At 66.4% G+C, this 26,106-nt stretch carries 22 protein-coding genes and 4 pseudogenes; 15 read left to right on the top strand and 11 right to left on the bottom strand.

Annotated features, from left to right (window positions below; translation table 11 throughout):
* The first annotated feature begins 34 nt into the window (after window positions 1–34).
* Together OG730_RS08200 and OG730_RS08195 are read left to right on the top strand one after the other, a co-directional pair.
* Entirely contained in the window at window positions 35–1,150 is a 1,116-nt protein-coding gene (locus OG730_RS08200) for a 3-dehydroquinate synthase family protein (protein WP_327303588.1), read from the top strand.
* Window positions 1,151–1,197: 47 nt separating this feature from the next.
* Window positions 1,198–2,238 carry an inosamine-phosphate amidinotransferase 1 gene (locus OG730_RS08195; protein ID WP_327303587.1) on the top strand — a complete coding sequence of 347 codons (1,041 nt, stop codon included), beginning with the start codon at window positions 1,198–1,200 and terminating at the stop codon, window positions 2,236–2,238.
* Here the strand turns inward: OG730_RS08195 and OG730_RS08190 are convergent.
* Window positions 2,229–3,002, bottom strand: coding sequence for a TIM barrel protein (locus OG730_RS08190; protein ID WP_327303586.1), 774 nt, complete (start codon window positions 3,000–3,002; stop codon window positions 2,229–2,231). The two genes, OG730_RS08195 and OG730_RS08190, sit on opposite strands and share 10 nt — an antisense overlap.
* A gap of 36 nt (window positions 3,003–3,038) precedes the next feature.
* On the opposite strand from OG730_RS08190, the gene OG730_RS08185 reads away from it, so the two are divergent.
* Window positions 3,039–3,902, top strand: a complete 864-nt coding sequence (locus OG730_RS08185) for an SDR family NAD(P)-dependent oxidoreductase (RefSeq protein WP_327303585.1) — start codon at window positions 3,039–3,041, stop codon at window positions 3,900–3,902.
* 19 nt (window positions 3,903–3,921) lie between these two features.
* Here the strand turns inward: OG730_RS08185 and OG730_RS08180 are convergent, their stop codons facing one another.
* Entirely contained in the window at window positions 3,922–5,097 is a 1,176-nt protein-coding gene (locus OG730_RS08180; protein WP_327303584.1) for an aminoglycoside phosphotransferase family protein, read from the bottom strand.
* Between the two features lie 160 nt (window positions 5,098–5,257).
* On the opposite strand from OG730_RS08180, the gene OG730_RS08175 reads away from it, so the two are divergent.
* From OG730_RS08175 to OG730_RS44275, 6 genes and pseudogenes are all read left to right on the top strand, one after another.
* Complete coding sequence (locus OG730_RS08175) at window positions 5,258–6,277, top strand: zinc-dependent alcohol dehydrogenase (protein WP_327303583.1); 1,020 nt, start codon at window positions 5,258–5,260, stop codon at window positions 6,275–6,277.
* A 35-nt stretch (window positions 6,278–6,312) separates the two neighbouring features.
* Complete coding sequence (locus tag OG730_RS08170) at window positions 6,313–7,590, top strand: DegT/DnrJ/EryC1/StrS aminotransferase family protein (RefSeq protein ID WP_327303582.1); 1,278 nt, start codon at window positions 6,313–6,315, stop codon at window positions 7,588–7,590.
* Window positions 7,591–7,596: 6 nt separating this feature from the next.
* Window positions 7,597–8,496: a phosphotransferase gene (locus OG730_RS08165; RefSeq protein ID WP_327303581.1), complete on the top strand. Its 900-nt coding sequence runs from the start codon at window positions 7,597–7,599 to the stop codon at window positions 8,494–8,496.
* A 26-nt stretch (window positions 8,497–8,522) separates the two neighbouring features.
* Window positions 8,523–9,791 (top strand): condensation domain-containing protein, encoded by a 1,269-nt coding sequence (locus tag OG730_RS08160; RefSeq protein WP_327303580.1) that lies wholly within the window; start codon window positions 8,523–8,525, stop codon window positions 9,789–9,791.
* A 9-nt stretch (window positions 9,792–9,800) separates the two neighbouring features.
* Window positions 9,801–11,312 (top strand): FAD-binding protein, encoded by a 1,512-nt coding sequence (locus OG730_RS08155; protein WP_327303579.1) that lies wholly within the window; start codon window positions 9,801–9,803, stop codon window positions 11,310–11,312.
* A pseudogene (locus OG730_RS44275) lies at window positions 11,309–12,046 on the top strand (inositol monophosphatase family protein); the annotation flags it as partial. The gene OG730_RS08155 and the pseudogene OG730_RS44275, both read left to right, overlap by 4 nt.
* Before the next feature lie 40 nt (window positions 12,047–12,086).
* Here the strand turns inward: OG730_RS44275 and gntA are convergent.
* The 4 genes from gntA to OG730_RS08135 all read right to left on the bottom strand — a co-directional run bounded on the left by gntA (window position 12,087) and on the right by OG730_RS08135 (window position 16,953).
* Window positions 12,087–12,857, bottom strand: coding sequence for a guanitoxin biosynthesis heme-dependent pre-guanitoxin N-hydroxylase GntA (gntA, locus tag OG730_RS08150; protein ID WP_327303578.1), 771 nt, complete (start codon window positions 12,855–12,857; stop codon window positions 12,087–12,089).
* A 13-nt stretch (window positions 12,858–12,870) separates the two neighbouring features.
* Window positions 12,871–14,679, bottom strand: coding sequence for an ABC transporter ATP-binding protein (locus OG730_RS08145; RefSeq protein ID WP_327303577.1), 1,809 nt, complete (start codon window positions 14,677–14,679; stop codon window positions 12,871–12,873).
* Window positions 14,676–16,577, bottom strand: coding sequence for an ABC transporter ATP-binding protein (locus OG730_RS08140; protein WP_327303576.1), 1,902 nt, complete (start codon window positions 16,575–16,577; stop codon window positions 14,676–14,678). Before OG730_RS08140 ends, OG730_RS08145 begins: the two co-directional genes overlap by 4 nt.
* A 124-nt stretch (window positions 16,578–16,701) precedes the next feature.
* Window positions 16,702–16,953 carry a phosphopantetheine-binding protein gene (locus OG730_RS08135; RefSeq protein WP_327303575.1) on the bottom strand — a complete coding sequence of 84 codons (252 nt, stop codon included), beginning with the start codon at window positions 16,951–16,953 and terminating at the stop codon, window positions 16,702–16,704.
* Between the two features lie 74 nt (window positions 16,954–17,027).
* Between OG730_RS08135 and OG730_RS08130 the strand changes: the two genes are divergently transcribed.
* Both OG730_RS08130 and OG730_RS08125 read left to right on the top strand, forming a co-directional pair.
* Window positions 17,028–18,227 carry a class I SAM-dependent methyltransferase gene (locus OG730_RS08130; protein ID WP_327303574.1) on the top strand — a complete coding sequence of 400 codons (1,200 nt, stop codon included), beginning with the start codon at window positions 17,028–17,030 and terminating at the stop codon, window positions 18,225–18,227.
* 46 nt (window positions 18,228–18,273) lie between these two features.
* A complete protein-coding gene (locus OG730_RS08125) occupies window positions 18,274–19,455 on the top strand; it encodes a cytochrome P450 (protein ID WP_327303573.1) in 1,182 nt (393 codons plus the stop codon).
* A gap of 72 nt (window positions 19,456–19,527) precedes the next feature.
* On the opposite strand, the gene OG730_RS08120 is transcribed toward OG730_RS08125, so the two are convergent.
* The gene (locus tag OG730_RS08120) at window positions 19,528–20,805 is read right to left on the bottom strand and encodes an ATP-grasp domain-containing protein (RefSeq protein ID WP_327303572.1); all 1,278 of its coding nucleotides are present in this window, start codon (window positions 20,803–20,805) and stop codon (window positions 19,528–19,530) included.
* A gap of 239 nt (window positions 20,806–21,044) precedes the next feature.
* Here OG730_RS08120 and OG730_RS08115 point away from each other — a divergent pair, with 239 nt between their 5' ends.
* From OG730_RS08115 to OG730_RS08100, 4 genes and pseudogenes are all read left to right on the top strand, one after another.
* Window positions 21,045–22,832, top strand: a complete 1,788-nt coding sequence (locus OG730_RS08115; RefSeq protein WP_327303571.1) for a non-ribosomal peptide synthetase — start codon at window positions 21,045–21,047, stop codon at window positions 22,830–22,832.
* The gene (locus OG730_RS08110) at window positions 22,829–23,671 is read left to right on the top strand and encodes a DNA-methyltransferase (RefSeq protein WP_327303570.1); all 843 of its coding nucleotides are present in this window, start codon (window positions 22,829–22,831) and stop codon (window positions 23,669–23,671) included. Before OG730_RS08115 ends, OG730_RS08110 begins: the two co-directional genes overlap by 4 nt.
* An 83-nt stretch (window positions 23,672–23,754) precedes the next feature.
* The gene (locus OG730_RS08105; protein WP_442814856.1) at window positions 23,755–24,048 is read left to right on the top strand and encodes a hypothetical protein; all 294 of its coding nucleotides are present in this window, start codon (window positions 23,755–23,757) and stop codon (window positions 24,046–24,048) included.
* Window positions 24,049–24,232: 184 nt separating this feature from the next.
* Window positions 24,233–24,496, top strand: a pseudogene (locus tag OG730_RS08100) (transposase); the annotation flags it as partial.
* Between the two features lie 160 nt (window positions 24,497–24,656).
* Here the strand turns inward: OG730_RS08100 and OG730_RS08095 are convergent.
* From OG730_RS08095 to OG730_RS08090, 4 genes and pseudogenes are all read right to left on the bottom strand, one after another.
* Window positions 24,657–25,025 carry a transposase gene (locus OG730_RS08095; RefSeq protein ID WP_327303569.1) on the bottom strand — a complete coding sequence of 123 codons (369 nt, stop codon included), beginning with the start codon at window positions 25,023–25,025 and terminating at the stop codon, window positions 24,657–24,659.
* On the bottom strand, window positions 24,911–25,534 hold the full coding sequence (locus OG730_RS44270; RefSeq protein ID WP_442815183.1) for a transposase family protein: 624 nt from the start codon (window positions 25,532–25,534) through the stop codon (window positions 24,911–24,913). Before OG730_RS44270 ends, OG730_RS08095 begins: the two co-directional genes overlap by 115 nt.
* 37 nt (window positions 25,535–25,571) lie before the next feature.
* Window positions 25,572–25,755 (bottom strand): annotated as a pseudogene (locus OG730_RS44265) (hypothetical protein); the annotation flags it as partial.
* Window positions 25,744–26,071 (bottom strand): annotated as a pseudogene (locus OG730_RS08090) (transposase); the annotation flags it as partial. The pseudogenes OG730_RS08090 and OG730_RS44265, both read right to left, overlap by 12 nt.
* Window positions 26,072–26,106 lie beyond the last annotated feature (35 nt).

Genomic DNA, 26,106 nt, shown 5'->3' with positions numbered 1-26,106 from the left:
TTCTGGAGCCTGACCCGCAATACAGGAGATCTCCATGGATTCGCACCGAATAGAATTCGGTCAGAAAGTCGTACCCTATTATTTTGGATTCGACTGCAATGCGCAGATCGCTGGTCTCCTGTCGCAGGAACTGGCCGACTTCGGGTCGGTCGCCGTCCTGATCGACGACGAAGTCTACGAGCACGCGGAGAAGTTGATCGCGAACCTTGGCAACGACCTGAGGATCATTCCGGTGCGGGTGGTGACCAGCGAGCCCGGCAAGTCCCTCGTCAACGTCGAGAGCATTGTCGATCAACTCATCGAGCGGAGGGTGGGCCGGGACTCCGTCGTGGTCGCGATGGGGGGCGGAGTGCTCGGTAACATGGCCGGGCTCGTGGCCGCGATGCTCTTCCGGGGACTCCCCCTGGTACACCTGCCCACAACGCCTGTCGCCGCCTTCGACGCCGTCATATCGGAGAAGCAGGCGGTCAATCTGAAGAGCGGCAAGAATCTCTTCGGGGCCTACCTCACGCCGTCGCTCATCGCCTGCGACCTCGCCTGGCTGGAGACGGTGGAAGACCGGGAGATGCTCACCGGGCTCGCCGAGATGGCGAAGAACGTGCTGGCCGTCATGCCCGACGACATCGAGGGCTTTCTCGCCGCCGTCGACCAGCGGCGCGCATCGCCGGATCAGGCCCTGACCAACCTGCTGCGCATCGGCGTCAGGGCCAAGGCGCCCTTCCTCGCCGTGGACCCCAGGGAGAGGAAGGAAGCCGTTCTCTTCGAGTACGGCCACACGGTCGGGCACGCCATCGAGTTCGCCTCCGCCGGACGTATCTCCCATGGTGAGGCTGTGGCTTGGGGCATGCTCGCCGCTGCCGACGTGGCGCGCGAGGTCTGCGGACTCTCCGCCGCGGAGGTCGAGACCCACCACCGGCTCGTCGATGCGTTGTCGCTCACCAAGACCCACTTGCGCACTGTGGCAGTGGCGACGGTCAAGAACCTCCTGACCACGGATAACAAGAGGGGCTACCTGCCGCTAGAACAGGACGAAGCGGCAATGGTGCTGTTGGAGTCTCTTGGGCGCCCTGCCCAGGCCCACGGCCGGCCTCTGATAGCTGTGCCCCGGCAGACGGTGAATCGGGCCATCGACACTCTCGTCGCCTCCTGACCCGAACTGGCCAGTCCGTCACCAGAACGACCACAGAAAGGTTCACCATGAGCTTGGTCGATGTACACAACGAGTGGGACCCGCTGGAGGAAGTCGTCGTCGGCACGATGCGCGGCGCGCGAGTCCCCGCTCCGGACACCAGCCTGTACGGGGTGGAGTTCTCCACGCTGGCTTCCGCTGCGGACATCCCCTCCGGCCCCTACTCGCAGCAGGTGGTCGAGGAGACCGAAATCGAACTCGACCTGCTTGCACAAGAGTTGGGTAAACTTGGGGTGGCCGTGAGGCGCCCCGAGCCCCGGGACCTCTCGGCGCGGATCAGCACACCTGACTGGGAGACCGAGGGGTTCTACGATTACTGCCCGCGCGATGGCCTGCTGACGGTCGGCAACACCATTATCGAGACGCCGATGGTGCTGCGCGCCCGGCTCCTCGAATCGCTCGCCTACAAGAAGATGTTCACGGAGTACTTCACCAGCGGGGCTCGTTGGATCGCGGCACCCCGCCCGAGGCTGCTGGACGACATGTACGACGTGTCGGCACCCACGGGGCAGCGCCTGGGCAACCTCGAACCGGCATTCGATGCGGCGAACATCCTGAGATTCGGGACCGACATCCTGTATCTGGTCTCGGATAGCGGCAACGAACTGGGCTGGCAGTGGCTGCAGTCCACGCTGGGGGACACTTACAAGGTGCACCCCTGCCGGGGCCTGTACGCCTCCACGCATGTCGACTCGACCATCGTGCCGCTGCGCCCGGGGCTCGTCCTGGTCAACCCTGCGCGGGTCAACGACTCCAACATGCCGGAGTTCCTCAAGGGCTGGGAACGGCTGCGCAGCCCCGAACTGGCCGATGTCGGGTACGTGGGTTCTCACCCGAGGGCCTCGGTATGGATCGGTATGAACCTGCTGGTGGTCCGTCCCGGGCTGGCGGTCGTCGACGACCGCCAGCCCGAGCTCATCCGCATGCTGGAGCGTCACGGCGTGGACGTGGTGCCGCTTCGGCTGACGCACGCCAGAACCCTTGGTGGTGGCTTCCACTGTGTGACACTCGACGTCCGCAGGACGGGAACGCTGGAAACCTACAGCTGAGCCGACATCGGCTCGTCGAAGATCGCGTACGCGGTGCGCAACGCCGCCACCGGGTCGGCGCGCGGAATGAATTCGTGGGCGACGTAACCTCCGTAGCCGCGATCGTGCAACAGGTGGGCGATGGACCGCCAGTTGACCTCCTGCCTATCGTCGAGGTCGTGCCGGCCCGGCACGCCCGCCGTGTGGACGTGAGCGATGCGGTCCAGATGGGTCTCCATGGTGCGCAGGAGGTCACCCTCCATGAGTTGCATGTGGTACGCGTCAAACAAGAGCCGGAGGCCGGGGGAAGCTACCGCGTCGACCACCGAGGCCGCCCAGGCGGTGTGATCGCACTGGTTCCCCACGTGGTCGACCTTGCTGTTCAGTGGTTCCAACAGCAGCGTCACGCCAGCCGCAGCTGCCTCGGCCGCCAGCGGTGCGAGCCCCTCGGCGCAGATGCCCACAGCATCAGCGTCCGAGGCGGCTCCCCGATTGCCGGCGTTGACCGCGAGCCCGGGAACACCCGCCTTCACGGCCAGTTCGAGATTTCGCCGAACTTCGTCGGCGAGGTCGGTGTGATTGGCGCGGTCGTTAAAGCCGACCTCCAAGGAGATGTGGCCGTCGATGATCGTCAGTTCGAGGCCCACGTCCCGCGCCCGGTTCCAATGGTCCTGGGGCAGGAAATCAACTCCCTGGTAGCCGATTTCGGCAGCAGAATCCAGAAGTGCCGGATTCTCCGCATCCGTGGTGAAAGACCACCAGGCAAAGCTCTGTCGGTATGTCATGGAGTCCCTTCCGATGTTTTTGGTGCCCTGTTGATTATGGGGGCCCGCAATGAGAGAGGCAATGCGATGAGTTTTGTGATCCTGACAGGGGCCAGTTCGGGAATCGGTGCCGCTGCGGCGGTGGAACTCACGAGGCTGGGGCATCAGGTACTGGCGACGGGTCACTCGGAGGCAAAACTCCAGGGGGTGCGCCAGAAGATGCTGGCGGTGGCTCCGGAGAGTGTTTCCGTACCCGCGCCGATACCGGCTGACCTGTCGAGGATGAAGGAAGTGGAACTGCTTGCGGAGATCGTGCTAGACCGGCATTCGCATGTGGATGTCCTCATCAACAACGCCGGAGTGCAGCCGAGCCGGCGGAGGGTCTCGGACGACGGGCACGAGCTGACCCTCGCCGTGAATCACCTGGCTCCGTTCCTGCTGACGAAACTGCTCGTAGAGCGACTGCGCGAGAGCGGTGGCCGGGTCGTAACCACCTCGTCGTCCACCCACACGGCCGGACGGATCGACCGGGAGGACCTCCAGATGGCCCGCCGGTGGAGCGGGCGGCTCGCCTACGGCAACTCGAAGCTGGCGAACATCCTCTTCACCACCGAGCTGACGCGGCGCACCGGACTGCCCGCCACGGCTGTCCACCCGGGTTCTGTCCGGACGGACCTGAACCGGGACTCGCCGTTCGTGCGCTGGACAAAGCCGTTCGAACGGTTTCTGCTGACGACGCCGGAGAAGGGCGCCGACACCCTGGTGTGGCTGGCCACCGACGCCGAAGGCGGGGCACCCGTCGCCCCGTACTACGCCGATCGCAGGCCGGCCGGGACGTCGGACGCGGCGCGTGACCAGGGGCTCGCGGCATGGCTGTGGGAGACGAGCGAGGAGCTGGTCAGCGTCCCGCGCATTGACTGAGCGTTCGGAGCCCCCCCGGTCACAGCGACCGGGCGAGTGTGTGGACCCAGTCCTTGAACCAAGGAACCATGTCGTCGCTGCTCGGCAGGTCGCCGGGGCGGTGCTGAATGCTCTCCAGAATGCGACGATAGCTGACCGCCAGATGGGCGGCCCCGATGACGGGTGCGGCCCGCAGCGCGCTTGCCACGGCGTCGGCCGGCATGATGCGGCGCCAGTCCGCGGCGTAGGCTGCGGCCCGGGTGCGGCGGACGGCCGGGGTGTCGTAGCTCAGCGGCATCGCCAGTTCGACGAACGGGTGGGTCACACACGAGTCCGTCCAGTCGAACAGCAGCCAGCCGTCCCGCGTCCACTGCACGTTCTGAGGGTGAAGGTCCGCGTGCACCAGGGCCGGTGGAAAGCCGAGTGCACCGACCTGCGCGCACAGGCTCCGCAAGGCCGGCAGTACGGCCCGGAGCCGTGCGCTCTCGTCGGCCGTCAGCAGGTTTCGCCGCGCGGCCAGGTCGGCCACGTCGTCCGGGAGGCGCTCCAGGGGGAGGTCGGGACAGCCGCGCTGGATAAGTTCGGCGGTGCGGTCGACCGAGGCGAGCTGGACCTTGGCCATGCTCCGCAGGGGATCACCTACGGGTGTTGACAGGGGTTCGAGAAAGGTCCGCGCCACCCACCAGCCCGGCCCCTGGACAACGACCTCCGGAACGGCCGCGACCCCGGTGTCCGCCACCCAGGAGATGACCGCCGGCTCATGCGCGAAGAGAAGCGGCCCGGTCTTGAGCCACAGCGTCCCCTGGTTTGTTGGGAGCTGGAACAGACCCGTCACACTGGTGTACCGCACCTGGACCGGCGGGCCGGTGCGCCGGATCCCGCGGTCCGCGAGTGCGGAGTCGAGGGGGCCGGACAGCAGCTCCATCCACCCCGGCCGCTGCCACCACAGGCGGTGACCAGGATCGTCTGCCACCGGCCGCCAGTCGAGGGTGGCCTTGTCGACACGATCCGAGCCGGTCAGCTGGACTTCCAGAAGATTCCGTCCCAGAACTCGCAGGATCGTGCCGGTAATGCCCAGCTCCTGCCCCATCGCCTCTGCGAGAACCTCGGGTGCCGCGCTGACACCATCCTTCACCTCGACGATCGGAAGCCCGCTGGAAAACTCCAGTCGACGGCTTCCGGTGGCATCCAGAACTATGAGTTGAATGGAGGTCATGCTGCGTATGTAAGTACTCCCTATTGGCTGTCGTCAAGTGATGATTTTCTGAGTCGGGGTGGTCAATGAACATTTCTTGACGTTGTTGCGTAGCTCTGACTATCGTCACGCGCATCATTTGGTGCACTTCCCGGAGTGCAGGCGACAAGGGGCTCTTGAAATGCAGGCATTGGTATTCTCTTCCCCGGGGAAAGCGCATGTGGAGCAGAGGGACATCCCCGACCCACAGTCCGGAGAAGCTCTCGTTCGGATTTCTTACAACTCCGTCTGCGGCAGTGACCTGTCACTGTTCCGCGGCGTATGGCACGGATTCCAGTACCCCGTGGTCCCCGGCCACGAGTGGGCGGGGACCGTGGTCGGCGTCGGCCGCTCGGAGGATTCGGCCCTCGTGGGGGCGAACGTCACCGGGGACCTGACCTGTAGCTGTGGCACGTGCCCGCCCTGCGAGCGGGGAACGCCGGTGCTGTGCGAGAACCTTCAGGAGCTCGGCTTCACCCGCGACGGCGCGTGCTCCGACTACATGACCATCCCCGTGGGCAACCTCTTCCGGCTGCCCCAGACACTGCCTCTGCGCCTGGCCAGCCAGGTGGAACCACTGGCGGTGGCGCTGCACGCGATCCATGCGATCGGCCTCCAACCCGGTGAACGCGCGGCCGTCCTCGGCGCGGGCGGCATCGGTCTGATGCTCATGACTGCTGCTCGGCACCGGGGCGCCGAGGTGACGGTCGTCTCGGAGCCGGTGGCAGAGCGGCGCATAGTGGCCGCGGAGCGCGGTGCGCGCACGGTGGCCGCGGCGGGCGTGGGCGAACTCGTCCGGCTCGTGGAGCAGAACGAACGTCTGCGCCCCGATGTGGTGTTCGAGGCATCCGGGTACCCCTCGGCTGTCCAGGAGGCGATGGAGATCGTGCGCCCCGGAGGCCGGGTCTGCCTGGTCGGCTACCGAGTAGAGGAGACCGGCCCGATGTCGCCGAACGTCGCCACCGTCAAGGCGCTGACCCTGCGTGGAATCCTCGGCCCGGGTGGCCGCTTTCAAGAGGCCATCGACCTGCTGGACGGCAAGGAGGTCGACGTGGAGTTCCTCCTGACCCATGAATTCGCGCTCACGGAGTTCGAGCACGCGCTGGACGTGGCCCTGAACCGTACCGAGGGCAACGTCCGTTCCGTATTCCGCATGGCCTGAAAGCGGCCGCGACCGAAAACTGAGGAGGAAGCACGATGACGGAGACACTCGCACTCACGGGCGGGCATCCGGTCACCCACCGCGCGTGGCCCCAATGGCCGCGCCCGCAGCAGGAGGCGGACGAGCGGCTCGCCCGCACCCTCGCATCGGGTCGCTGGGCCCTGTCCGGCGAGTGGAAGGGTGCACGTTCCAATGAGCAGGATTTTGCCGAGCAGTTCGCCCAGTACAACGACGCTCGGCACTGCGTCCCCACGGCCAACGGCACCAGCGCCCTCGTCATCGCCCTGGAGGCATTGGGCGTCGGGGCCGGCGACGAGGTGCTAATACCCGGACTGACCTGGGTCGCCTCGGCCTCCGCGGTGCTCAACGTGAACGCGGTTCCCGTGCTCGTCGACATCGATCCCGAAACGCTCTGCATCGACCCCACGGCGATCGAGGCGGCCATCACGCCCCGCACGCGTGCCATCTCGGTCGTGCACCTGTACTGCTCTATGGCGGACATGGACCGCATCACCGCCATCGGCCGCCGGCACGGCCTGCCGATCCTGGAGGACTGCGCACAGGCGCACGGTGCCCGCTGGAACGGCAGGCGCGCGGGCACCCTCGGCAGCATCGGCACTTTCAGCATGCAACAGACCAAACTGCTGACGGCCGGCGAAGGCGGTGCCGCGATCACCGACGACCCCGAGCTGGCCGACCGACTGTTCCAGCTCAGGGCCGACGGCCGACGCCTGGCCACCGGACCGCTGGCACCGCGTGACATGGAACTCGTGGACAACTCCAGTGTGATGGGCAACAACTACTGCCTCTCCGAGTTCGGCGCCGCACTCCTGATCGATCAACTCGGGACATTGGATGCCGAACACGAGCGGCGGGCGGGCAACGCCGCCCTGCTGACCCGCAATCTGGAAGAGATCCCCGGGGTCAGGCCGATCCGCCCGGCAGCGGCGGTAACCCAGCCCACGTACTACCACTACGCAATCCGCCTCGACCTGGAGGAGTTCGCGGGTAAGCCGCTCCTTGCGGTGTGCCGGGCCCTGCGTGCCGAGCTCGGCTACCCGGTTCAGCCGAGCTATGCCCCGCTCAACCACAACCCTCTCTACCGACCGCACACCAAGCGCCGCTACCACCTGAGCGACGAGCACATGAAGCGTATCGACCCCGGCTCGTACAAGCTGCCCGAGGCGCAGCGTGCGCACGAAGAAGTCCTCACGCTGCACCATCCATTCCTCCTCGCGGACGAGGAAGTGGTGGCGGACGTGGCGCACGCGGTCGCCAAGGTCCGCACCCTCGCTTCCCGGATCCCGGACTGAGCCCGCGTGCTGGAACGCAAAAGCGACCTGGACGAGCGTGTACTGGAGCGCATCGTGCGAGAGCAGTACGAGGGTGCCGGACCAGACCTCGTCTTCCAGCCGGTGGGCGAGGACAGTTGGTCCTACCGCTGTGGAAGCCTCTGGATCAGCGTCCGTCGCGACCTGCTGGGGCACGTCCCCGAGGCGTACGCGACCGCGCACGCACTGAACCGGGCAGGACTCGACTTCGTCCTCGCGCCGCTGGCCGGCCGGGACGGTCGGATCCTGCGCACGGTCCAGGGACGACCGGTAGCCGTGTTCCCCTATCTGGAGGGAGAGCAGGTCGCCGCGGGCCCACCTCTAACCCGCCGCGAAGTAGCCCGCATCGTGGAGCTGGCCGAACGGGTGCACGCCTGCGAGGTGCCGAGCGGCCTGCCTGTGGAGGACTTTCGTCTGCCCTTCGAGGAACGCCTGATACGGGCACTCTCCTTGGCGGTCGAGCCCGCGCGGGACGTAGGTCCGTACAGCGAGCGCCTACGGGACATGATCACGATCCGTAGCCACTTCGTCGACGCACTTCTGCAGGAGATCGCCGCAGTCGGCAAGGAATGCGCGGCCGCCAGGCACACCTTCGGGACCTCTCACGGTGACCTCAACGACGAGAACGTGCTGCGTGTCGCCGACGAATTCGTCTTCGTCGACTGGCAGTGCGCTATGACCGGCCCTGCCGAGCGGGACGGATACTTCCTCACCCGTGAACTGGGGGCTGCCGTGGGCGGCGATCCACTGGTGCACCGCTTTTACGACCTGCAGTGGCGGCTGGCCGAGATTGCCGAGTACACGATCACATTCACCGCGGAGCACGAGGACACGCCTGACCAGCAGGGCCGATGGCGCCGGCTGTGCCAGTACATGGCGAGTCCGTGAGCCCGTACCAGGAGGCAGAGAGCACGATGCCCCGCACCGACGAATTGACCGCGGTCTCGTTCCAGCAGGAGGAGATGCTCCACAACATCAGGGCCTTCCCCGACTGCGCGCAGCGATACCACAACTCGTTCCTCTTCCGGCTGACCGGCGACGTGGACGTTGACCGGCTTGCTCACTCCATCGGCGACCTCGTCGCGCACCACCGGGTCCTGGGCACGACCCTGGCGGTGCGCGACGGTGCGGACTGGCAGCACGTAGCGGGTTCCGCCGGGCCCGAGTTCGTGGATATCAGGCGGGCGGCGCCGGACGAGACTGTGGTGGACATTGCCGCAGGACTGGTGCGCAGACGTTACGGTATCGAGGAACTCTGTGACGGTGAACCGCTGTTTCGGCCGGAGATTCACCTCCTCACGGACGACTCCGTACTGCTAGTCCTGACGCTGCATCATGTCCTGTACGACGGCTGGGCGATCTCCGTGCTGTGGCGCGACCTGTCCGAGATCTACACGGCAAGGTGCGAGAAGCGGCGCCCCGAGTTGCCTGAGCAGGCGATCGACTATGTCGAGTACACCTGTAGACAAAGGGAGTTCTGGGACCGGAACCGGGACGATGTGATGCGCTACTGGCGCGAGGCAACCGCCTCGTGTCCGAGCGACGTGGCCTGGCCCGGCCCCGGCGACGCCGCAGCAGCGCCGTTCACCACGACCACCGTGACCTACGACGCGTCCAGGAAGCAGGTCGCCCGGATCCGCGAGATGTCACGGTCCGCCCAGGTGTCCCCCTTCATGGTGCTCCTGCCGGCCACGGCCGCCACCCTGGCCGCAGTCACGGAGCAGGACCACCTGCTGCTGGGTGTCGACACGGCCAACCGCGTCGATCCCGCAGTGCACAATCTGGCCGGATTCTGCCTGAACACCCGGCTGATCCCGCTTGCGTGGCCGGCCCGGCGTCCCTTCGCGGAACTCGTCCGGTCGGTCCGAACGAGCTGGCTGGAGGCGGACCAGTTCCAGGAAGCCTACGTTGACCAGATTCTGCGTGAACTGGGGCGCCCCGAGGTCCTGAAGATCAACATGCTGTCCGAGGCCCTCGACACGACCACCCTGGACCTGCCCGGCGTCGACGCCACCCCCGTGGACCTGCCTATGTCGTCCCTCTATTGGCGGCCGGTGTACACCGAATGGCGGCTGGCGCCCGGTGAGTACCGGCTGCACATCACCTACCAGCGTTCCCGCATCGACCCGAACGCCATCACGTCTTGGACGCGAGAGCTGGGCGATCTGCTCGACCGGATATGAGGCGGACACATGACAGCTGTGATCACTGACGAAGGACCCCTGCCGCGGCATAGCACTGTGATCGTGGTGGGCGGTGGGCTCGCAGGTCTCGAGACGGCCCGGGGGCTGGAGGCGCTGGGTGTCGACGATGTACTCGTCCTGGAGGCCGGTCCGGCGGACGACTTGCGGCACGTGAACCAGGCCTACGGCCCTGACCTCGCCCTGCGTCAGTGGCTCCTGCCCGACACCGATCCGTACTTCCGCCGACCTTGGAGCTCTGCGAACCCTCCTCATTTCACTGGTGGTTCGGGAATCCGGCGGCGGCTCGGGGGTCGGTCCTTGTACTGGTACGGGGTGGTACTCCCGATGGAGCCGTGGGCATTGGCCGAGCCGTGGTGGCCGGCCTCGGTCATCAAGGACCTGCGGGAGACCTGGTGTGGCGGAGCCTCCTTGTACGAACGGACGCTAGCCCGACTGGAGGCATGGACCGGCACAGGCTTGGTGGGCCGAGCGCCGTCCCGGCCGATGGGCGGCGTGACCTTGGCCCCGGTTCCGCTCGCTGTTCGACCCGGTGCTGGCGGCCGCGGCCGCTGGTCGGCATACACGCCTCTGGACGACTGGCGTGACCCACGAACCGGAACAGCGCTGCGCACCCCGGTGGGCGTGCGGATCCGTACCAGTGCGGAGGTCGTCCGCGTGGCGGTGCGTGCGGGCCGGGCCAGCGGGGTTGTTGTCCGAGATACGGCGAACGGCGTCGAGCGGGAGGTTGGGGCCGAAGCGGTCGTGCTGGCCGCCGGGACGATAGCCGGCACGGCACTGGCGATCGAGGCCATGTCAGAGGCTGGCCCACAGCCGGTGAACCAACTGGGTGGGCTGTACGACCACATGGTGCAGGGCTTCTTCGTCCGGCTCGAGGGTGCTGTGGCCGCCCGGACGCTGGAGGCGTTTCCGCCGGGCTCGTATTACGCCTCGTATGAGCCCTCCTGTCGGTCCAACGTGTTCGTCCACGTGCAGCACCTGCTGGACGGTTCCGTCCTCGTCGACGTCCAGCTGACGGGGGAGCAGCTGCCCTCGGACGGCAACCGGGTCGAGTGCACACGGGACGCCGCAGGCCGCTGGGCTCTCGTCGTGCACAGCCGCGTCACGGACGCGGATCAAGAGGTTCTCCGCGCACAGCAGGCGCGTCTCAAGGCCCTCTGGGACGGGTTTGCCCGTGACGCCGGGCTTATGCCGAGCGCTCTCACGTTCGGTGACTTCGACAGTCCGGCTCGTACCAACAGCTTCGTCCTGCCGGAGTCCATGAACGACGTCCCGGCGGGAATCCCGATGACGTGGTCCGGGTTCATTGGCACCGAGGACCACGAGGGCGGCACCCTGCCCCTCGGCCGCGTCCTCACGGAACGGCACGAGTTCCGTGACGTGGCCAGGCTCTATGCAGCCGGGCCGGCTACTTTCCCACGCATGGGGGCTGCCAACCCGTCGCTGACCACCTTGGCCCTCGCCCACCGGCTCGCGGCGGTCCTGGCCGGTGAGTACCGATGACGGGGCCCGTGGGCGGCGCCGCACCTGACTCGGGCACGGAACCCACCCGGTTCCGGGTGGCGTGGGAGTGCTTGGACGTCGCGGACGCCCTCTCGGCGCAGGCCTTCCGGAACCGGGCATACACGGTCTCGTACAAGGCGGACGGCTCACCCATGGTCGACATGGAAGTCGCCATCGAGCGGGAGATGGGTCGCCGGATCCGGGCGGCGTTCCCCAGCGACGGCATGCTCGGAGAGGAGCTGGGCGGGAGTGCGGAAGCCGATTCCCTCTGGGTTGTCGATCCGGTCGACGGGACTGCAAACTTCATCGAGGGTGTGCCTATATATGCCCACATGATTTGTTATGTGCGGAGCGGCCGGCCGCTCTTCGCGGCGGTCAGCGCGCCCTTGCTCGGCCGACGATGGTGGGCGGCGGCCGGGCAGGGGGCCTTCGAAGGCGGCCGGCGGCTCAGCGTCTCGGACGTGTCGCGGTTGGCGGAGGCACGGATCGGCTACGGAGGGCTTCGGGACTACGGGCTGCGGACCGAGGGCTTCGTCCGGCTGATCCGAGCCTGTCGCAGGGCCCGCGGCTTCGGGAACTTCCTGCCGCACATGCTGGTTGCGGAGGGTACCTACGAGCTTGCTTCGTCCGGCGACGGTGGCGAACCGTGGGACGTCATGGCGCTGGAACTGATCGTCACGGAGGCGGGTGGCCGCCTGACCTCGATGGACGGCCACCCGAACCGCGCCGGAGAGGCGGTCCTGACGTCGAACGGGCTGCTGCACGCTCCCGCTCTCAGGGTCGTGAACGAGGGCAGCCGGTCTCGTGCCCCCGGGGCCGCAGCGGAAACTCCCAGTCGGCTTCCACGTCACGCCCTGAGAACTGTGCCACCTGGGACTGGTCCAGGCTCGGATTGTTCGAGCCCTGCAGCCGGTGGTCTCGTGCCCTGATTTTGCTCTGCATCCGCGCGAACTGGTCAGCCCGCTCCAGGGGCCGTACATGGGAAAGGGCGTTGAAGACCAGAGTGGGCCAGCCGAACCGGCGTGACCACCGCGAAGCGGCGGGGTGCAGACCCACGACGAAGAAGTTCCGGCCGCCGAAGACGAAGCCGAGCTCGTCGTTCCACTCCTCGAGACCGGTGGGATCCCACCACACGGGCTGGGTGTCGAGATCGTGCAGACCCTGCAACTGCTGCCATAGCAGTTGCTCGAAGCTGGCCTCGCTGTCGATCACGGGCCCCTCGAAGGAGGCCACGAACACCGCTACGGCGTTCTCCTCCTCCGGGAACTCGTGGAGGAACTCGCCGAGCGCCGCTCGGGACTGTTCCACCGCCGCCGGCGTGGCCAGCTCGGGGAACACCCCGAACCGGTACGTGCCTCGCCGGACGGCCGAGGCCCCGCCTATGCAGGTGTATGCCTCGCTGAGCATCATCGCCCGGAACTGGCTGTGCACCAGGAGGGCGACTGGGTCGGCGGGGCCTGGGTGCGCCCCTCCCTTCTTCAACTGGCCCTCGTCGTACGCGTGATAGGAGACGTCCGGGGCGGGTTCCGGCCCTGTGTCTGTCATGACGTTCCCTTTCTCATGCCGGGCGCTTACCCGCAGTGGAGTACGCGGTGGACTGGATGCCGTAGAGATCCGCGTAGCGGCCGCCGACCCGCATGAGCTCGTCATGTGTGCCGCTTTCCACGAGGCGCCCCTTGTCGAGGACCAGGATGAGGTCGGCGTCGGTGACCGTCGAGAAACGGTGGGACACGATGATCGTGATGGCACCAGTCGTCGAGGCCAGAGCGCGAGCCCGCGTCATGTAGCGTTCGAAGATCGACTGCTCGCTGGGTGCGTCAAGCGACGCAGTCGGCTCGTCCAGCACGAACAGCAGGGGGTCCCTGCGCATCGAGGCCCGGGCCAGAGCCGTGCGCTGCCACTGGCCCTCCGAGAGGTTGACCCCGCCGAGCTCGACGCCCAACTGTGTGTCGAGCCCATGGGGGAGCCGGGACACGAGATCCATGGCGTCGGCCGCGTGCAGCGCCTCCTCAATGCGCTCGCGGTCACTGATGTGGGTGAGGTCGCCTAGCCCGACCGTCTCCGAGAACGTCGTACGGAACCGGCCGAAGTCCTGGAACGCCGCACTGGAACGCGCCCGCCAGCCGGATGTCTCCAGATCGTTGAGGTCTTTCCCGTCGACGAGGATCCGCCCTGCGTCGGGACGGTAGAACTTGCAGAGCAGCTTGACCAGTGTCGTCTTCCCGGAGCCGTACTCGCCGACCACCGCCACCACCGAACCGGCCGGAACACTCAGGCTCAACCGGTCGAGCGCGGGCTGCTCCGTGCCGGGGTAGAGATAGCTCACGTCCTGCAGGATGAGGCCCTCACGCAGCCGCTTCGGTGTCTCCAGCGAGCCTGCGTCGGCCTTCCGGTGAGCGGCGGCGTATTCCCTCAGCCAAAGGTAGGGCTCCACGATCCGGGCTGCCCCGGCAGTGTCGGAGGTACTCGTCACGGCCGTCTGGACGCTCTGGCGCAGTCCTGCCGCGGTGGTCACCAGCAGCACGAGGTCGCCGGCCGTGCCGTGGCCTGGTGCGCTGCTCTGTACCAGCAGCGCGAGACCGCCCACGAAGGCCACGGCGAAGGTCGCCCACCCGGCCAGCCGCCAGGCGGCTGCGAGGAGCTGAGCGTGGCCACGGTGTGCCATCAACTCGTCCCACACCTCGGCCTGTCGGCGCGCCACGGTCGCGGAGGCACCCGAAATTTGGAGTTCCTTGGCGCCGGCCGGGTCCACCGCCAGGTCGAACAGGTGCTGCTGCAGTCGGAATGCCTCGGCAGTTGCCAGTTCGGCCTCCTTGAGGCGGCGCTGGCCGCGGCTGTTGCACCAGACCGGTACCACCGCGAAAGCGATGAGCAGCAGCAGCCACGGACTCAGCGCGCCCAGGATGAGCATGGCAATGAGGATCCGAAGAATGCTTCCGGTAGCCACGACGGCTTTCCAGAAGACGGACAGCAGTTTGCCCGCCGCACCTTGGACCACGGTGACGCGGTCCAGGAAGTCGGAGCGCTCCAGGTGTTCAAGTCCCTCCAGCTCCGCGATGTCCTCATGGATGCGGGGGTTCAGGTGCAGCCGGCCCACTTGGTCTGCCGCGGTGTTCGTCAGCGTGCTCGTCACGTCCTGGAGGACCATCGTGAGGGCGTAGGCCAGCGCTGCCCCTGCTGCGCCCAGGGCGGCGGTCCGCACGGTTCCCGAGGCTGAGGCATCCACTGCGGCGCGCAGCGCCAGCGCTGCGCCCGCTGACACCACGGTCGTACCCACGACGGCGGCCAGTGAGGCGGCCGTCAGAGAACGCGCCCCCCGCCAGGAGACGCCGAACAGTTCAAGCCATAGGGTGAGATAGCGCCTCATTGTAGTTCCCCTTCCTCGACGCGATCCTGGTAGCCGCGGTTGAAGCGCTCGGCCTGGATGGCGAACATCTCGGCGTACTTGCCGTCCAGCGCCATGAGGTCGTCATGGGTGCCGGACTCGGTTATCCGCCCGCCGTCGAGCAGGACGATGCGGTCCGCCATGCGCACCGTGGACAACCGGTGGGAGATCAGTACGACGCTCGTGCTGCCTCTGCGTTCGGCGAGCCGGTTGAAGACGTCAAACTCTGTCCGTACGTCGAGGTGGGCGGTCGGCTCGTCGAGCACCAGCAGCCGGGCGCCGCTCCATACCGCGTACAGCGCGCGGGCGAGGACGACCTGTTGCCACTGGCCGCCCGAGAGGTCGACGCCTCCAGTGCGCACCCGCGCGAGCGGTGTATCCCAGCCGTTCGGCAATCTGCTCAGCACGGCGTCAAGCCCGGCCTCCCGTGCCGCCCCCTCCAGGGCCACGGGGTCCGGCGCCTTACGGGCCTGCCCGAGGGATACGTTGTCGGCGGCGCTGAGGTGGTATCGGACGAAGTCCTGGAAGACGATCGACAAGCGCGAGCGCCAGTCGTCGATGCCCAGCTCCTCGATGTTCCGTCCGTCGGCGGTGATCCGGCCGCCGGACGGCGTGTAGAGACCCGCGAGCAACTTGATCAGGGTCGACTTCCCCGCTCCGTTGAGCCCGACGATCGCCAGTAGCTCCCCGGGCCGGATCTCCAGGTCGAGGCCGTGGAGTACGGGACGGGAGCCGCCCGGGTAGGTGAAGGTGACACCCTCGAACCGGACGGTCGCCGGGAGTCCCGCGGTTGCCGACACCTGGCCTGACGTGGAGTCATGCTTGACGGAGTGTGCCGTGGCGGCCCAGGCAGGCGGAGCGACGGGCCCATCCACCGGATCTAGGGCTGCGCGGAGGTTCCGCGTCGCTTCGATTACGCGGAGCGCCGAGACCATCTTGTACTGCTCCATGCTGCGCCCTAGAGCCTGGAAGACCGACCAGCCCGCCGCCAGCACCGCGGCTTCGACGGCCACCCTGGTCCGGCCGTCAGCCGCGCTGACCGCGACGCTGACGTAGGCGGGGACCAGCCCCACTGCCGCCAGCGAGAACTGGCCCCACTGACTGCGTACGATGTGCGCAACGTACGCCCAGAAAGCCTCGTTGGCCGTTTCCACGTGGTGCTGCATCCGGCGGATCATCCACGGGGCGAATCCGAAGATCCGGATGTCCTTGCCCTCGCCGGGGGAGACGGCTGCCTGCCGCCACACGTCCGCGTGCAACTCCCCTTTGATTGCGCCGCGCCACAGGCCGGCGAGCCGCGCGCTCTGCCGGTTGCTGATACGCCAGTTGAGCAGGGCAGGCAGGAGCACCAGAGGGACCAGCCACCAGGTGTACCAAGTGAGCACGGCACATGAGGCTGCGATGCCTAGGAGCCCGGCGGCCCAGCGGAGTTGAGCGAGGGCGCCCTCGGCGGGAGTGGTGTCGTAGCCCCGGGCCGGATCCAGCGTCACCTCCCTGAGCAGCTGCTGGACCGCCGGGCTCTCCAGAACCGCGAGACTGCGGCTACCAGCGGCCAGCCGGGCGACCTCCGCACGATGCGCGCCGTCGACACGTGCTGTGACCCGGAACACCAGAGGGCCATCGGAGGCCTCGGCGAGGCTGTTCGCCAGGAGGATGCCGGCGAAGGCTAGTAAGCCAGGTATCGCGGCGCGGAAGAAGTCGGGCTGGGCTGTGCCGGCGGTGAGCGCGTCGACGAGTTCAGCGAGTACGAGAGCCGTGGCCGCGGGAGTCAGACTCTCTATGACCAGGGCCACGAGGAGAAGGCCGACTGTGGGCCCGCCGACCCCGCGGAGAACCCGCAGGAGGACGACCTTGTTCGATAAGAAAAACAACGATTTCACCTGTCTGTCGCCTATCCTGAGGTGCCGACTGTGCAACCGGGGAATCCCCGCACTTGCACAGTGCAAGGCGTCGGCGTGCGAGTTGACGTCAATGACTGCCCAGATCATACACAGGCAGGTAAGATCACTCGGCGTTGCGGTTCATAGTCGAAATTTCGTTCCTGACCACCGCTGTGAAATCCCCGAAGCGGGGGTTATCGAAGAGGGCCGCCAGCGGAAGGGAAACTTCGAGGGTTTCGGCAAGCTTTGCGTAGATGCGCATAGCAGACAGGGAATCGCCACTCGTCTCGAAGAAGTCCGTTTCCCTATCTACCTCGATGCCCAGGACTTCTTGCCATATTTCCTTCACCAGTTCGGCTGTCGTGGGGAAAACCATCTCCTGCTCCTTCCGTTCGTCATGTCAGATGATTGAGAATCCGGCTCGCTCACGTCAAGAAAGGCTACAGAGGTATGCGTAACCTTGAACTAGACCTGCCAGAACGCCTCCTGGCGATAGTAGACGGCACCGGCGGCGAGAGCCGTGAACTTTTGAGAAAGGAGAACCCGCACCAGGTGGCGGCGGTCGCCCTGGAGGAAGTCGCCTTTCGGCTGGGTCTCTTCGACGGCCCCGCCCTGCCCGTGGACGTGCAATTCGAGCTGTCCGCCGACGGCATCGTGCTGGAGTTCGTGGTCGAGGTCACTTCCGGTGAAGGTGTCGCGCGCCCGGGACGGGTTCTGGAGCCACAGGTGACGATCCGCCAGGACCTCGACGAGCTGGTGCGGGCTCTGTACGGCCCGCCCGGTCCGGACTACGACGCCACCCGGATCATCTCCGTCAACGGTGAGCCCGGCCCGGCGTCCGACGCCCCTGACGACCCATGGCTCGTACGGTGGCAGGCGGCCACGCGGGCGGCCGGCCAGGCGGCGGGTGCGTGCTCCCCGTACCGGCCCAGGGTGCGCGAACTCGCCATGCGGGCAACGTCCGACAAGTGGGGGGAGAACTGGTTCGCCGCGCACTACGAGAAGCACTTCGAGAAGTACCGCGACCGGCGCGTAAAGGTCCTCGAGATCGGTGTCGGCGGATTCGAGGCGCCGGATGCGGGCGGTGAATCCCTGCGGCTGTGGAAGTCGTATTTCCGCAGGGGGTTGATCTTCGGGATGGACATATTCGACAAGTCCCCACTCACACGCCCGCGGATGCGGACCGTACAGTGCGACCAGTCCGACCATGCATCGCTCACCGAGGTGGCGAGGGGAATTGGCGAACTCGATGTGATTATCGACGACGGCAGCCACGTCAGCGAGGACACCATCACGTCGTTCAGGACACTTTTCCCGCTGCTCAAGCCCGGCGGTGTCTATGTGGTCGAGGATGTGCAGACCTCGTACTGGCCCGGTTGGAACGGGAACCGGCAGGACTTCACGGACCAGGCCACCTGGATCGGGTTCGTGAAGCGACTCATCGACGGACTGCATCATCAGGACCAAGTCGATGTGGAGGCCCGTGCTGCATCAGAAATCGACAGGTCAGTCATCGGGATTCACCTCTACCACAACATCGTCTTCATCGATAAGGGAGTGAACGGAGAAGGTACAGCCCCCTCTTGGGTTCGGCGCCATGTCAACGACATGGAACTGGAACCGAAGGGTTCGATGGCCCCGTCCGAATGATGTGCAACCAGAGATCTTCCCCAGTTGACGCGCCAAGGAGTTCTTCTTGAACCTTTCTTATGACCCTTTGCAGTTGGCCGACGATCCCTATCCGGTGTACCGAAACCTGCGGGCCGAGGCCCCCGTCTATCATGGGCAGACCGCAGAAGGCGTGACGTTCTGGGCTCTGTCGCGATACGACGACGTTGAGGCGGCTGCTCTCGACTGGGAGACGTACTCCTCCGCTGAGGGCAACGACTTGGACGACACCGGTCTGCTGTTCGGCCCAGCCCCGGCGATGGACTGCGCCGACCCGCCGCGGCACACTCGGATGAGAGGCGCGTTGCGCAAGGAGTTCAGTCCTGCGGTGATACGTGCCCGGCTCGGCCCGGTCATCCAGCGAAAGGTCCAAGCGGCAGTGGACCGGCTGGCCGGGCAGGAGGTCGTGGACTTCGCGGACGAGTTGGCCTACCCGCTGCCGGCCGGACTGATCTGCGACTGGCTGGGCTTCCCTGAGGATGATCACGACCAGCTCAGACGCTGGCACTCGGTCATGCTGGAACGCAGCCCCGGGATGATGGAGCTCCCGGAGCGGGCCACGGCCGCCCGAGACGAGATGTGGGAGTTCCTGGACAGGGAGCTGGCCGATCGCCGCGCCCGTCCGCGCGACGACCTGTTGTCCGTGATGGCACGGGCACAGCTCGCCGGCGAGCTCACCCAGGACGAGGCGCTGGCCAATGTCCTGTTTCTCTTCGACGCCGGAATCGTCAGCACCAACGCGATCATCGCGAGCGCGCTGTTTCACCTGCGCGACGCACCGGACCAGTGGCGACTGCTTCGGCGGAACCCTGACGTCGCCCCCTCGGCTGTGGAGGAGTTCCTGCGTTTCGATGCACCGTTCCACTGGTTCAAGCGGGTGACCACGCGCGAAGTGGAACTGCACGGGACGCGGATTCCCGCTGGTGAACGGGTGATCCTCATCTGGGCGTCGGCGAACCGCGACGAGCGGAGGTGGGAAAACGCCGACCGACTGGTTCTGGACCGCCCGGTGCAGCGTCATCTCTCCTTCAACATTGGCATCCATCACTGCCTCGGCGCCGGTGTGGCACGGATGGAACTTCAGGCCCTGTTCCGGGCCTTGGCGGAACGCATGGTGGAGTACGAGATCACTGGACCGGTGGAACGCCGGGTCACGCCGAGCGAGCGGACGATCGTGAGTATGCCGGCGAAGGTTCGCTGGGCCAGGTGACGTGGTCGGAAGACGTGGAAGGCCGCGGCCCGGACAGCCGGACCGCGGCTCCTCCCGCGATGCGGGCACAGCTCAGCCGTCGAGGAGGGACAGCGCCTCAAGCTCGGTAAGCCCTTGGGCGGTGTCGAGGCTGAAACTCAGCTCCGCGAGCGCGCCCCGTAGTACGCGGATCATGTCCGTGTGGTCGTCCGCTACACCGCTGACGAGGTCGAAGCGCCGTGTCTCGACACCGTCCGGTAGCGAGGAGCCGACCCGGATGTACTGACGGTAGGCCCGTACGTTCGGGTGCTCGCGTACCGACCTGGTGCTGTTGACGGCCTCGAGTCGGAAGGCATGGACTGGGGCCACGTTCGAGTACTGGAAGTGCACTGACGATGGTTCGGGGAACGTGTCTGGAACGGGCCCCCCCAAGGCCAGCGTGGCGGCCAGGTCCACCATGTCGACGCCGAGTGCCTGACGCGCCATGATCGAGATGTAGCCGCCCAGCCGCCCATTCACCTCGATGATGCGGGGGCCGGCGGTCGTCAGCTTGATCTCTGTGTGGCAGATCCCGACGGAGACCCCCAGCGCCCGGATCGCGCTTTCGGCAAGTTCGCGAATTGCGGCGAGCTCGGTCTCCGTGCCGTACGCCGGCCAGAAGTCTCCCACTTCTCTGAAAGGGGGGCGCTGTGGAAACTTTCCGGTCACCGCTATGTGCGTCACCCGGCCGTCCTGTACCAGGCTCTCGACCGACACGTAATCCCCGAACGGGTGCGTATTACGGCCCTGCAGGAACTCCTCGGCGATGAAGGTGAGTTCGTTCGTCGGGTGGCTCGTGTCCGCGAAAAGAAGCGAGACGAGACGCTCACCGCTCCGCTCGTCGGCCACCGGATGCGTGTGCTTGCTGCCCATTCCCCGGACGGGTTTGACCACCATCGGGAATCCGACCTCGGTGGCGGCCTGCCGCCACTGATTGAAATTGGAGAATGTACAGCACCGGACGGAGTCGAGCCCGGCGGACGCCAGGCGTCGCCGCTGGGCGTGCTTGTCGGTTAGCAACTCGGCGGATTTCCTGCTGTGGTAGGGCAGCCCGAGGTCATGGGCAAGGCGTGCGGTGACGGGCAGCATGGCGTCGCTGAACGTCGTGATACCTGCGGGCCGGGTCGATCTCACTTCTCTCAGTAGAGCTTGGTACCCAGTGCTGTTCACCAGCAGCGATGCCATCCCGGAGAGTTCGGGGACGACGCCTCCGCGGGGGATGGCCGCATCGGCGATAAATGTCACCGGAATGCTCGGATAAAGGCTGGAGAGCACCTCCAGGGGAGTGGCTGATCCTTGGCCGATCACCACAGCGAGCCCTCGTGTGGGCATCAATCACACCTCACGTTGAAATATTAATGCCGAATCCGGCATGCGCCATCGTTTAGTGGCGCGCGAAAACGGTTTACCCGACGGTGGGCTGCCTGTCCAGTGCTCTGGAGAAGTGTTCAAGTTCACGGTTTGGTGTTTCGGTTCGCGTCGGCGGCCGCGTAGGGTCGCCCTGTTATGGCACGTCGCGCCTGGAGGAATTTATGGAACATGCGTCGACCCGCCCGCACACGATTTCTCTCGTGGAGTTGTTCACCCAGACTGCTCGCCGGCACGGGTCGCGGCCCGCGGTCAGTGACGGTCGTGCGCGGATCACGTACGACGAACTGGACCGCTACTCCGACGCCTTTGCGGGGCAGCTGACGGCACGCGGCATCGGGCCGGAGGACCTGATCGCGGTTCGGTTGCCGCGCACGGCAGAACTGCTCGCCGTACTCCTTGGGATCCTGAAGGCGGGTGCGGCCTATATCCCTATCGACACCCGCCATCCAGCCGACCGGGCTGACCTGATGATTCGTAGCACCGGAGCCCAGCTCTTGGTCACGGACGCGGAACGGGCAGAGGATTTCGATCCGCCCGAAGGATGCGGGGTCACGGTCTGGGGTGGCATCATCGGGCTCCCGGATTTCGACGGGAGTCCCACGGCCTTCCCTGCGTCTGGCGACGCCGCATGCGTGTACTTCACCTCCGGCTCCACGGGCCGCCCCAAGCCCATCCTGATCGAGCACAGGAACGTGCTCGCCTTCGTGCGCAACACTGGGTTGCCCGACATTGAGACCGACGACCGTGTGTCCCAGTCGTCGAGCATCGCCTTCGACGCCTTCATCTTCGAGGTCTGGTGCTGCTTCGACGCCGGCGCCGAACTAGTCGTCCTGCCCTCCGTCCGGGAACTGCTGGGTTTGGACCTCGCCCAAGAACTGCGCCGTCACCGCATCACGGTGATGTTCTTCCCGACCATGGCCTTCAACCAAGTTGTTCGGGAGGATGCAGAAGCGTTCAACACGATCCGGGTGCTGCTCGTCGGTGGGGACGTGCTCTCACCGGCTGCCTGCGCCGATGTGCTGAGCAGTGGTTTCCAGGGCCACCTGGTGAACGGGTACGGGCCCACGGAAACCACCGCCATGTGCTTCGGATATCAGGTCACTGAGACCAGCCTGGGCGCAGGTCATGTGCCCATCGGCCGACCGCTGTCTGGTGTGACCGCGTACATCCTCGACGGCAGCGGTGCGCCCGTGCCCGACGGGACCGTGGGCGAGCTGAACGTGAGCGGCGCGGGAGTGGCTCGCGGCTACCTGGGGCTTCCTGAGCTGACCCGGGAGCGCTTCCTGCCGGATCCGTTCACGGGAACCGGACGTATGTACGCCACGGGTGATTTGGTGCGCCGTCGCGCCGACGGGCTGGTGGACTTCGTCGGACGGGTGGACCGCCAGGTCAAGATCCGCGGATACCGCGTCGAGCCCGGCGAGGTGGAGGGTTTGCTCGTTGAGCATCCTCTCGTCCGTGATGCCGTCGTGGTCCCGTCCGGTCCCGGCGAGGACCGTCGGCTCGTCGCCGTCGTGGTGGTGCGCGAACCGATAGCCCCGAGGGAACTCCGCACCCATCTGCGGCTCCGGCTGCCCGACTACATGGTGCCCAGCGAGATCCTCGTCAGCGAGCGGATACCGGAGAACCACAACGGCAAGCGGGATCTCGCAGCCGTGAACCGCCTGGTCGAGCGGGACACGCAACGCCGCGACCGGTACGTCGAGCCGGCGGGGGACGCCGAGAAGTACCTGGCCCGGCTGTGGGAGGAACTGCTGTTGATGGACCGAATTGGGGCCGACGACGACTTCTTCGAACTCGGCGGGCACTCCTTGTTGGCCTTCCGGGTACAGCGCGGCATCGAGAGAGACCTCGGCGCCAACGTCCTGCTGGACGACGTCTTGGTCAACAGCCGTCTGGGGGACCTCGCTGCCGTGATCGATACCTTGCTGGACGCCGCGACCACCCTCCCCACCCTTGATTCCCCGGCAGGAAAGGAACGCATATGAGCCAGGAGACGAAGGAATCGGACGTGACTTGCGTCATCAGCACCGACCACGGACGACTGACGAGGGGAGACGCCGTCGACTTCCTGCGGACCCTGCCTGACGCCAGCGTCCGCCTTATCGTCTCGTCCGTGTGGTTCACAGGACCGTACGACATCACGTCCGACGACCCGACCTGTCGGCCCTTCAGCGAGTGGTTCCGCCGCTTCATGAAGGAGTTCGAGCGCGTGCTACTGCCCGACGGGAGCGTCGTCCTGGAGATGGGGTGCACCTGGGCGAGCGACGGTCCTGTCAGGACCATCCAGAACTACGCCGCGCTGGCCGATCTTCTGGAAGAGGGAGAGTGGCACCTGCTGCAGGAGTTCTACTGGTACAACCCGCAGCTCCTGTACGCGCGCGAGGAGTGGGTGGATGAGCAGCGCATCCGAATGCACGACTCCGTGAGCACTTGGTACTGGTTCTCTCGGGCCAAGGACGTCCCTGTGGACACCACAAAGGTGCGCATGTTCCAGAGCAGCCTGACCCATCCCTTCGGGAACCTTCTGACGATGGGTGATTCGTACACTGATCTCCAGTATCTGGACCACTGTGCCGCCGAGGGCACCGAACCCCACATCGATCGCTACCCCGTCGCGCTCCCTACCTACTTCATGGAACTGCTCACCAGGGAGGGGGAGCACGTCGTCGACCCGTTTGTCGGCATCGGCTCCACGGCAGTGGCCGCGGAGTTGTCGGGGCGCCGGTGGTCGTGCAACGACCTGTCCGGTGATGTCATTGAGGTGGCCAAGGAGCGCATCCGTGCGCTGGGCTCTCCCGACCGGAACATCCTGCCCGGGGTGTGACAGCCGTGGCCGGTCGGTCGTGGGGAGGTTCCCTCCGCGGCCCCCGGCCACAGTCGACCATCCTCACCTCGGGAGCCAGGCAAATGGGCGCCCTCTTCGTGCCTCGCGTGACCTGGCCATTCGTGAACGAGTTGCCAGGGGTGGAGAACCGCATCGATCTCTTGTATCAGGCCGTCGTGGACGGGCGCATCGGCCAGCGCTGGTGGGCCTGCAATGCCTGCGCGAGCAAGGCCCAGATGCTCGGTCTCGATCCGCAGAAGGGCATGATCGCGCCAGGTTCCGATGTCGACATCGTCCTCTACAATCCGCACGCCGACTGGACTCCTGAAGCCCCAGGTGCGCGGCCAGGCAGCTGCGCCGGTTTCGGGTGCCGCTGACTGCTCGACTTGGCAGTTGAGGGTCCTTGATTGATTCAAGAGGATTCTTCGTCGAGTGAAGCTGTTCATGGTCTACCCGGGGATCTTCTACGGCGACGACGGCCAGATCCTGCTGGTGATGCAGCGGGCGTCGGGTAACGGCGGGCTGATCATGATGCACTCGGAGAACGGCATCGCGATCGACTTCGCCACGATGCTCACCCCGGCGCCCGACAGCGCCGCGGCGCTGACCGGCTGGATCGCCCGAGTCCGGGCAGAGAACCTGCCCTTCCTCCATCCCTACACCACCAGACTCGAACGCGACCGCGCGGCCGTCGACGCCACCCTGACCTTTCCCTGGCACAACGGCCGCACCGAAGGCGTCAACAACAAGATCAAACTGATTAAACGTCAGACCTCAGGCCGCGCCGGACACCCCCTTCTACGCCAACGCCTCCTGCTCAGCTGACCCCAGCATCTACAGCGATCAACGCCTACGAAAATGCTGTAAGAGCCAAGTTTTCGGTGTAACTGGGCTGGTTTGTAGGCTCAGTGGCTTTGTTCATGGTTTGTGGGTTCTGGCACAGAACTTGGGCTCTGTCGCTGATTTGGGGGTAGGGGTCTCTTGATCATGGTGAGAGCAGGATGCGGCGTCGTAGGAGATCGAAGTTTGCGCGACCGCACATTTGTCTCTTCAGGAGCTTGATCCTGGTGACGTTGCCCTCGACTGCCCCGGACGTGTAGGTCGTGGTGAGGGCGGCCTGGATGGCCGCGTGGTCGCGTCGCATGCCATTGGCCAGGGTGCGCAGTTCGCGTTGTCCGTCGAGGCGGACGTCGGCCATCCAGACGTCGAGAGCGAGGTGTTCACTGCGGCGGTCGCGGATCATGAGTGCCAGGCGGCGTGCGCACTCGACGGTCGTGGCCAGCGCGGGGTTCCGCTCGCACAACTCGGCGAGTTCCTTTTGCTCAACATCGGTGAGGCGCTCGGGTCGGCGCATGATCCAGTCGGTGCCCCGCGGACGGTCAGGTGTGGCAAGGGAGCGGAGACCGGGATCGCGCCGTTGCGATAGGGCTTCAGGTGCTGGCGGACGGTGTTGACGTCGCCGCGGTAGCCCAGGCGCTGGATTTCCCGAGCGCCTGGTCGGCCGCCCAGGAACAGGGCCACGTCGGTGAGCTGGGCGGTGGGTGCGTCGGTGCGGCGTGCGTGGCGATGCGTCAGGCCAGGTATCTGTTCGGCGAACGTCCGACGGTCACACTGCCCGTTCCCGCACACGAGGCGACGCGCCCGTAGCTCGATCCGCACACGCCGGCCAGCGACCGGACGATCTGCCAGAGTCCGCTGGTAGTAGCAGTGCACTCTCGAAGATCTCCGCCTGCATCCAGGACAGGCCGCCGCCACGGACCCTGACCGCACGGCGACCCGGACCTCTGCATCTGTCAGTACCAACTGGTCGACCTCCACCGCGACACCCGGCAGTAGAAGATCCGCGACCTGAACCCCGTTCATCACATCGGATAGTTGCCCAACTACCCCCAAATTCCGTCTCCCCGTCCGAGTCCTCCGCGGGAGCCACCGGCTCCACCAGCACGGTCACGATCTTGTTCCGCCGTCCCGCCGGGCCGCAGCGGCCGCCCGTCGGGCAGGTCCACCACCGCCGAGGCGCCGGCGATCGGGACCCGGCCCAGCGCCTTGGCCCACCTCTCACCTATGCAGCCAACCTGGCCGTCGCGGATCTTCACGTTGATGCAGTCGATGAACACGACCGGATAGACGTGGTCGAGCGGGCGGGCCTGCCATTCGGCCATGCCCTCCATCACCGAATCGGTGATCGTGGAGATGGCCTGCTTGGCGGCCTCGGCTCCGTAGACCTCGGCCAGATGAGCGGAGATCTCGCCGTGGGTCAGACCCTTCGCCGACAGCGACAGGACCATCTCGTCCACGCCGGTCAGCGGGCGCTGACGCTTCTTGACGATCTGCGGCTCGAACGCTCCCTCGCGGCACCTCGATCTCGACCGGCCCGACGTCCGTGACGACCGTCTTACTCAAGCCCGCCTTCTAGCTCGACGGCCTCCTCGACT

The sequence above is a fragment of the Streptomyces sp. NBC_01298 genome (genome assembly GCF_035978755.1).
Lineage (GTDB): Bacteria > Actinomycetota > Actinomycetes > Streptomycetales > Streptomycetaceae > Streptomyces.
Note: the sequence above shows the minus strand (reverse complement) of the source record. Positions and strands in the feature narration are given on the sequence as shown.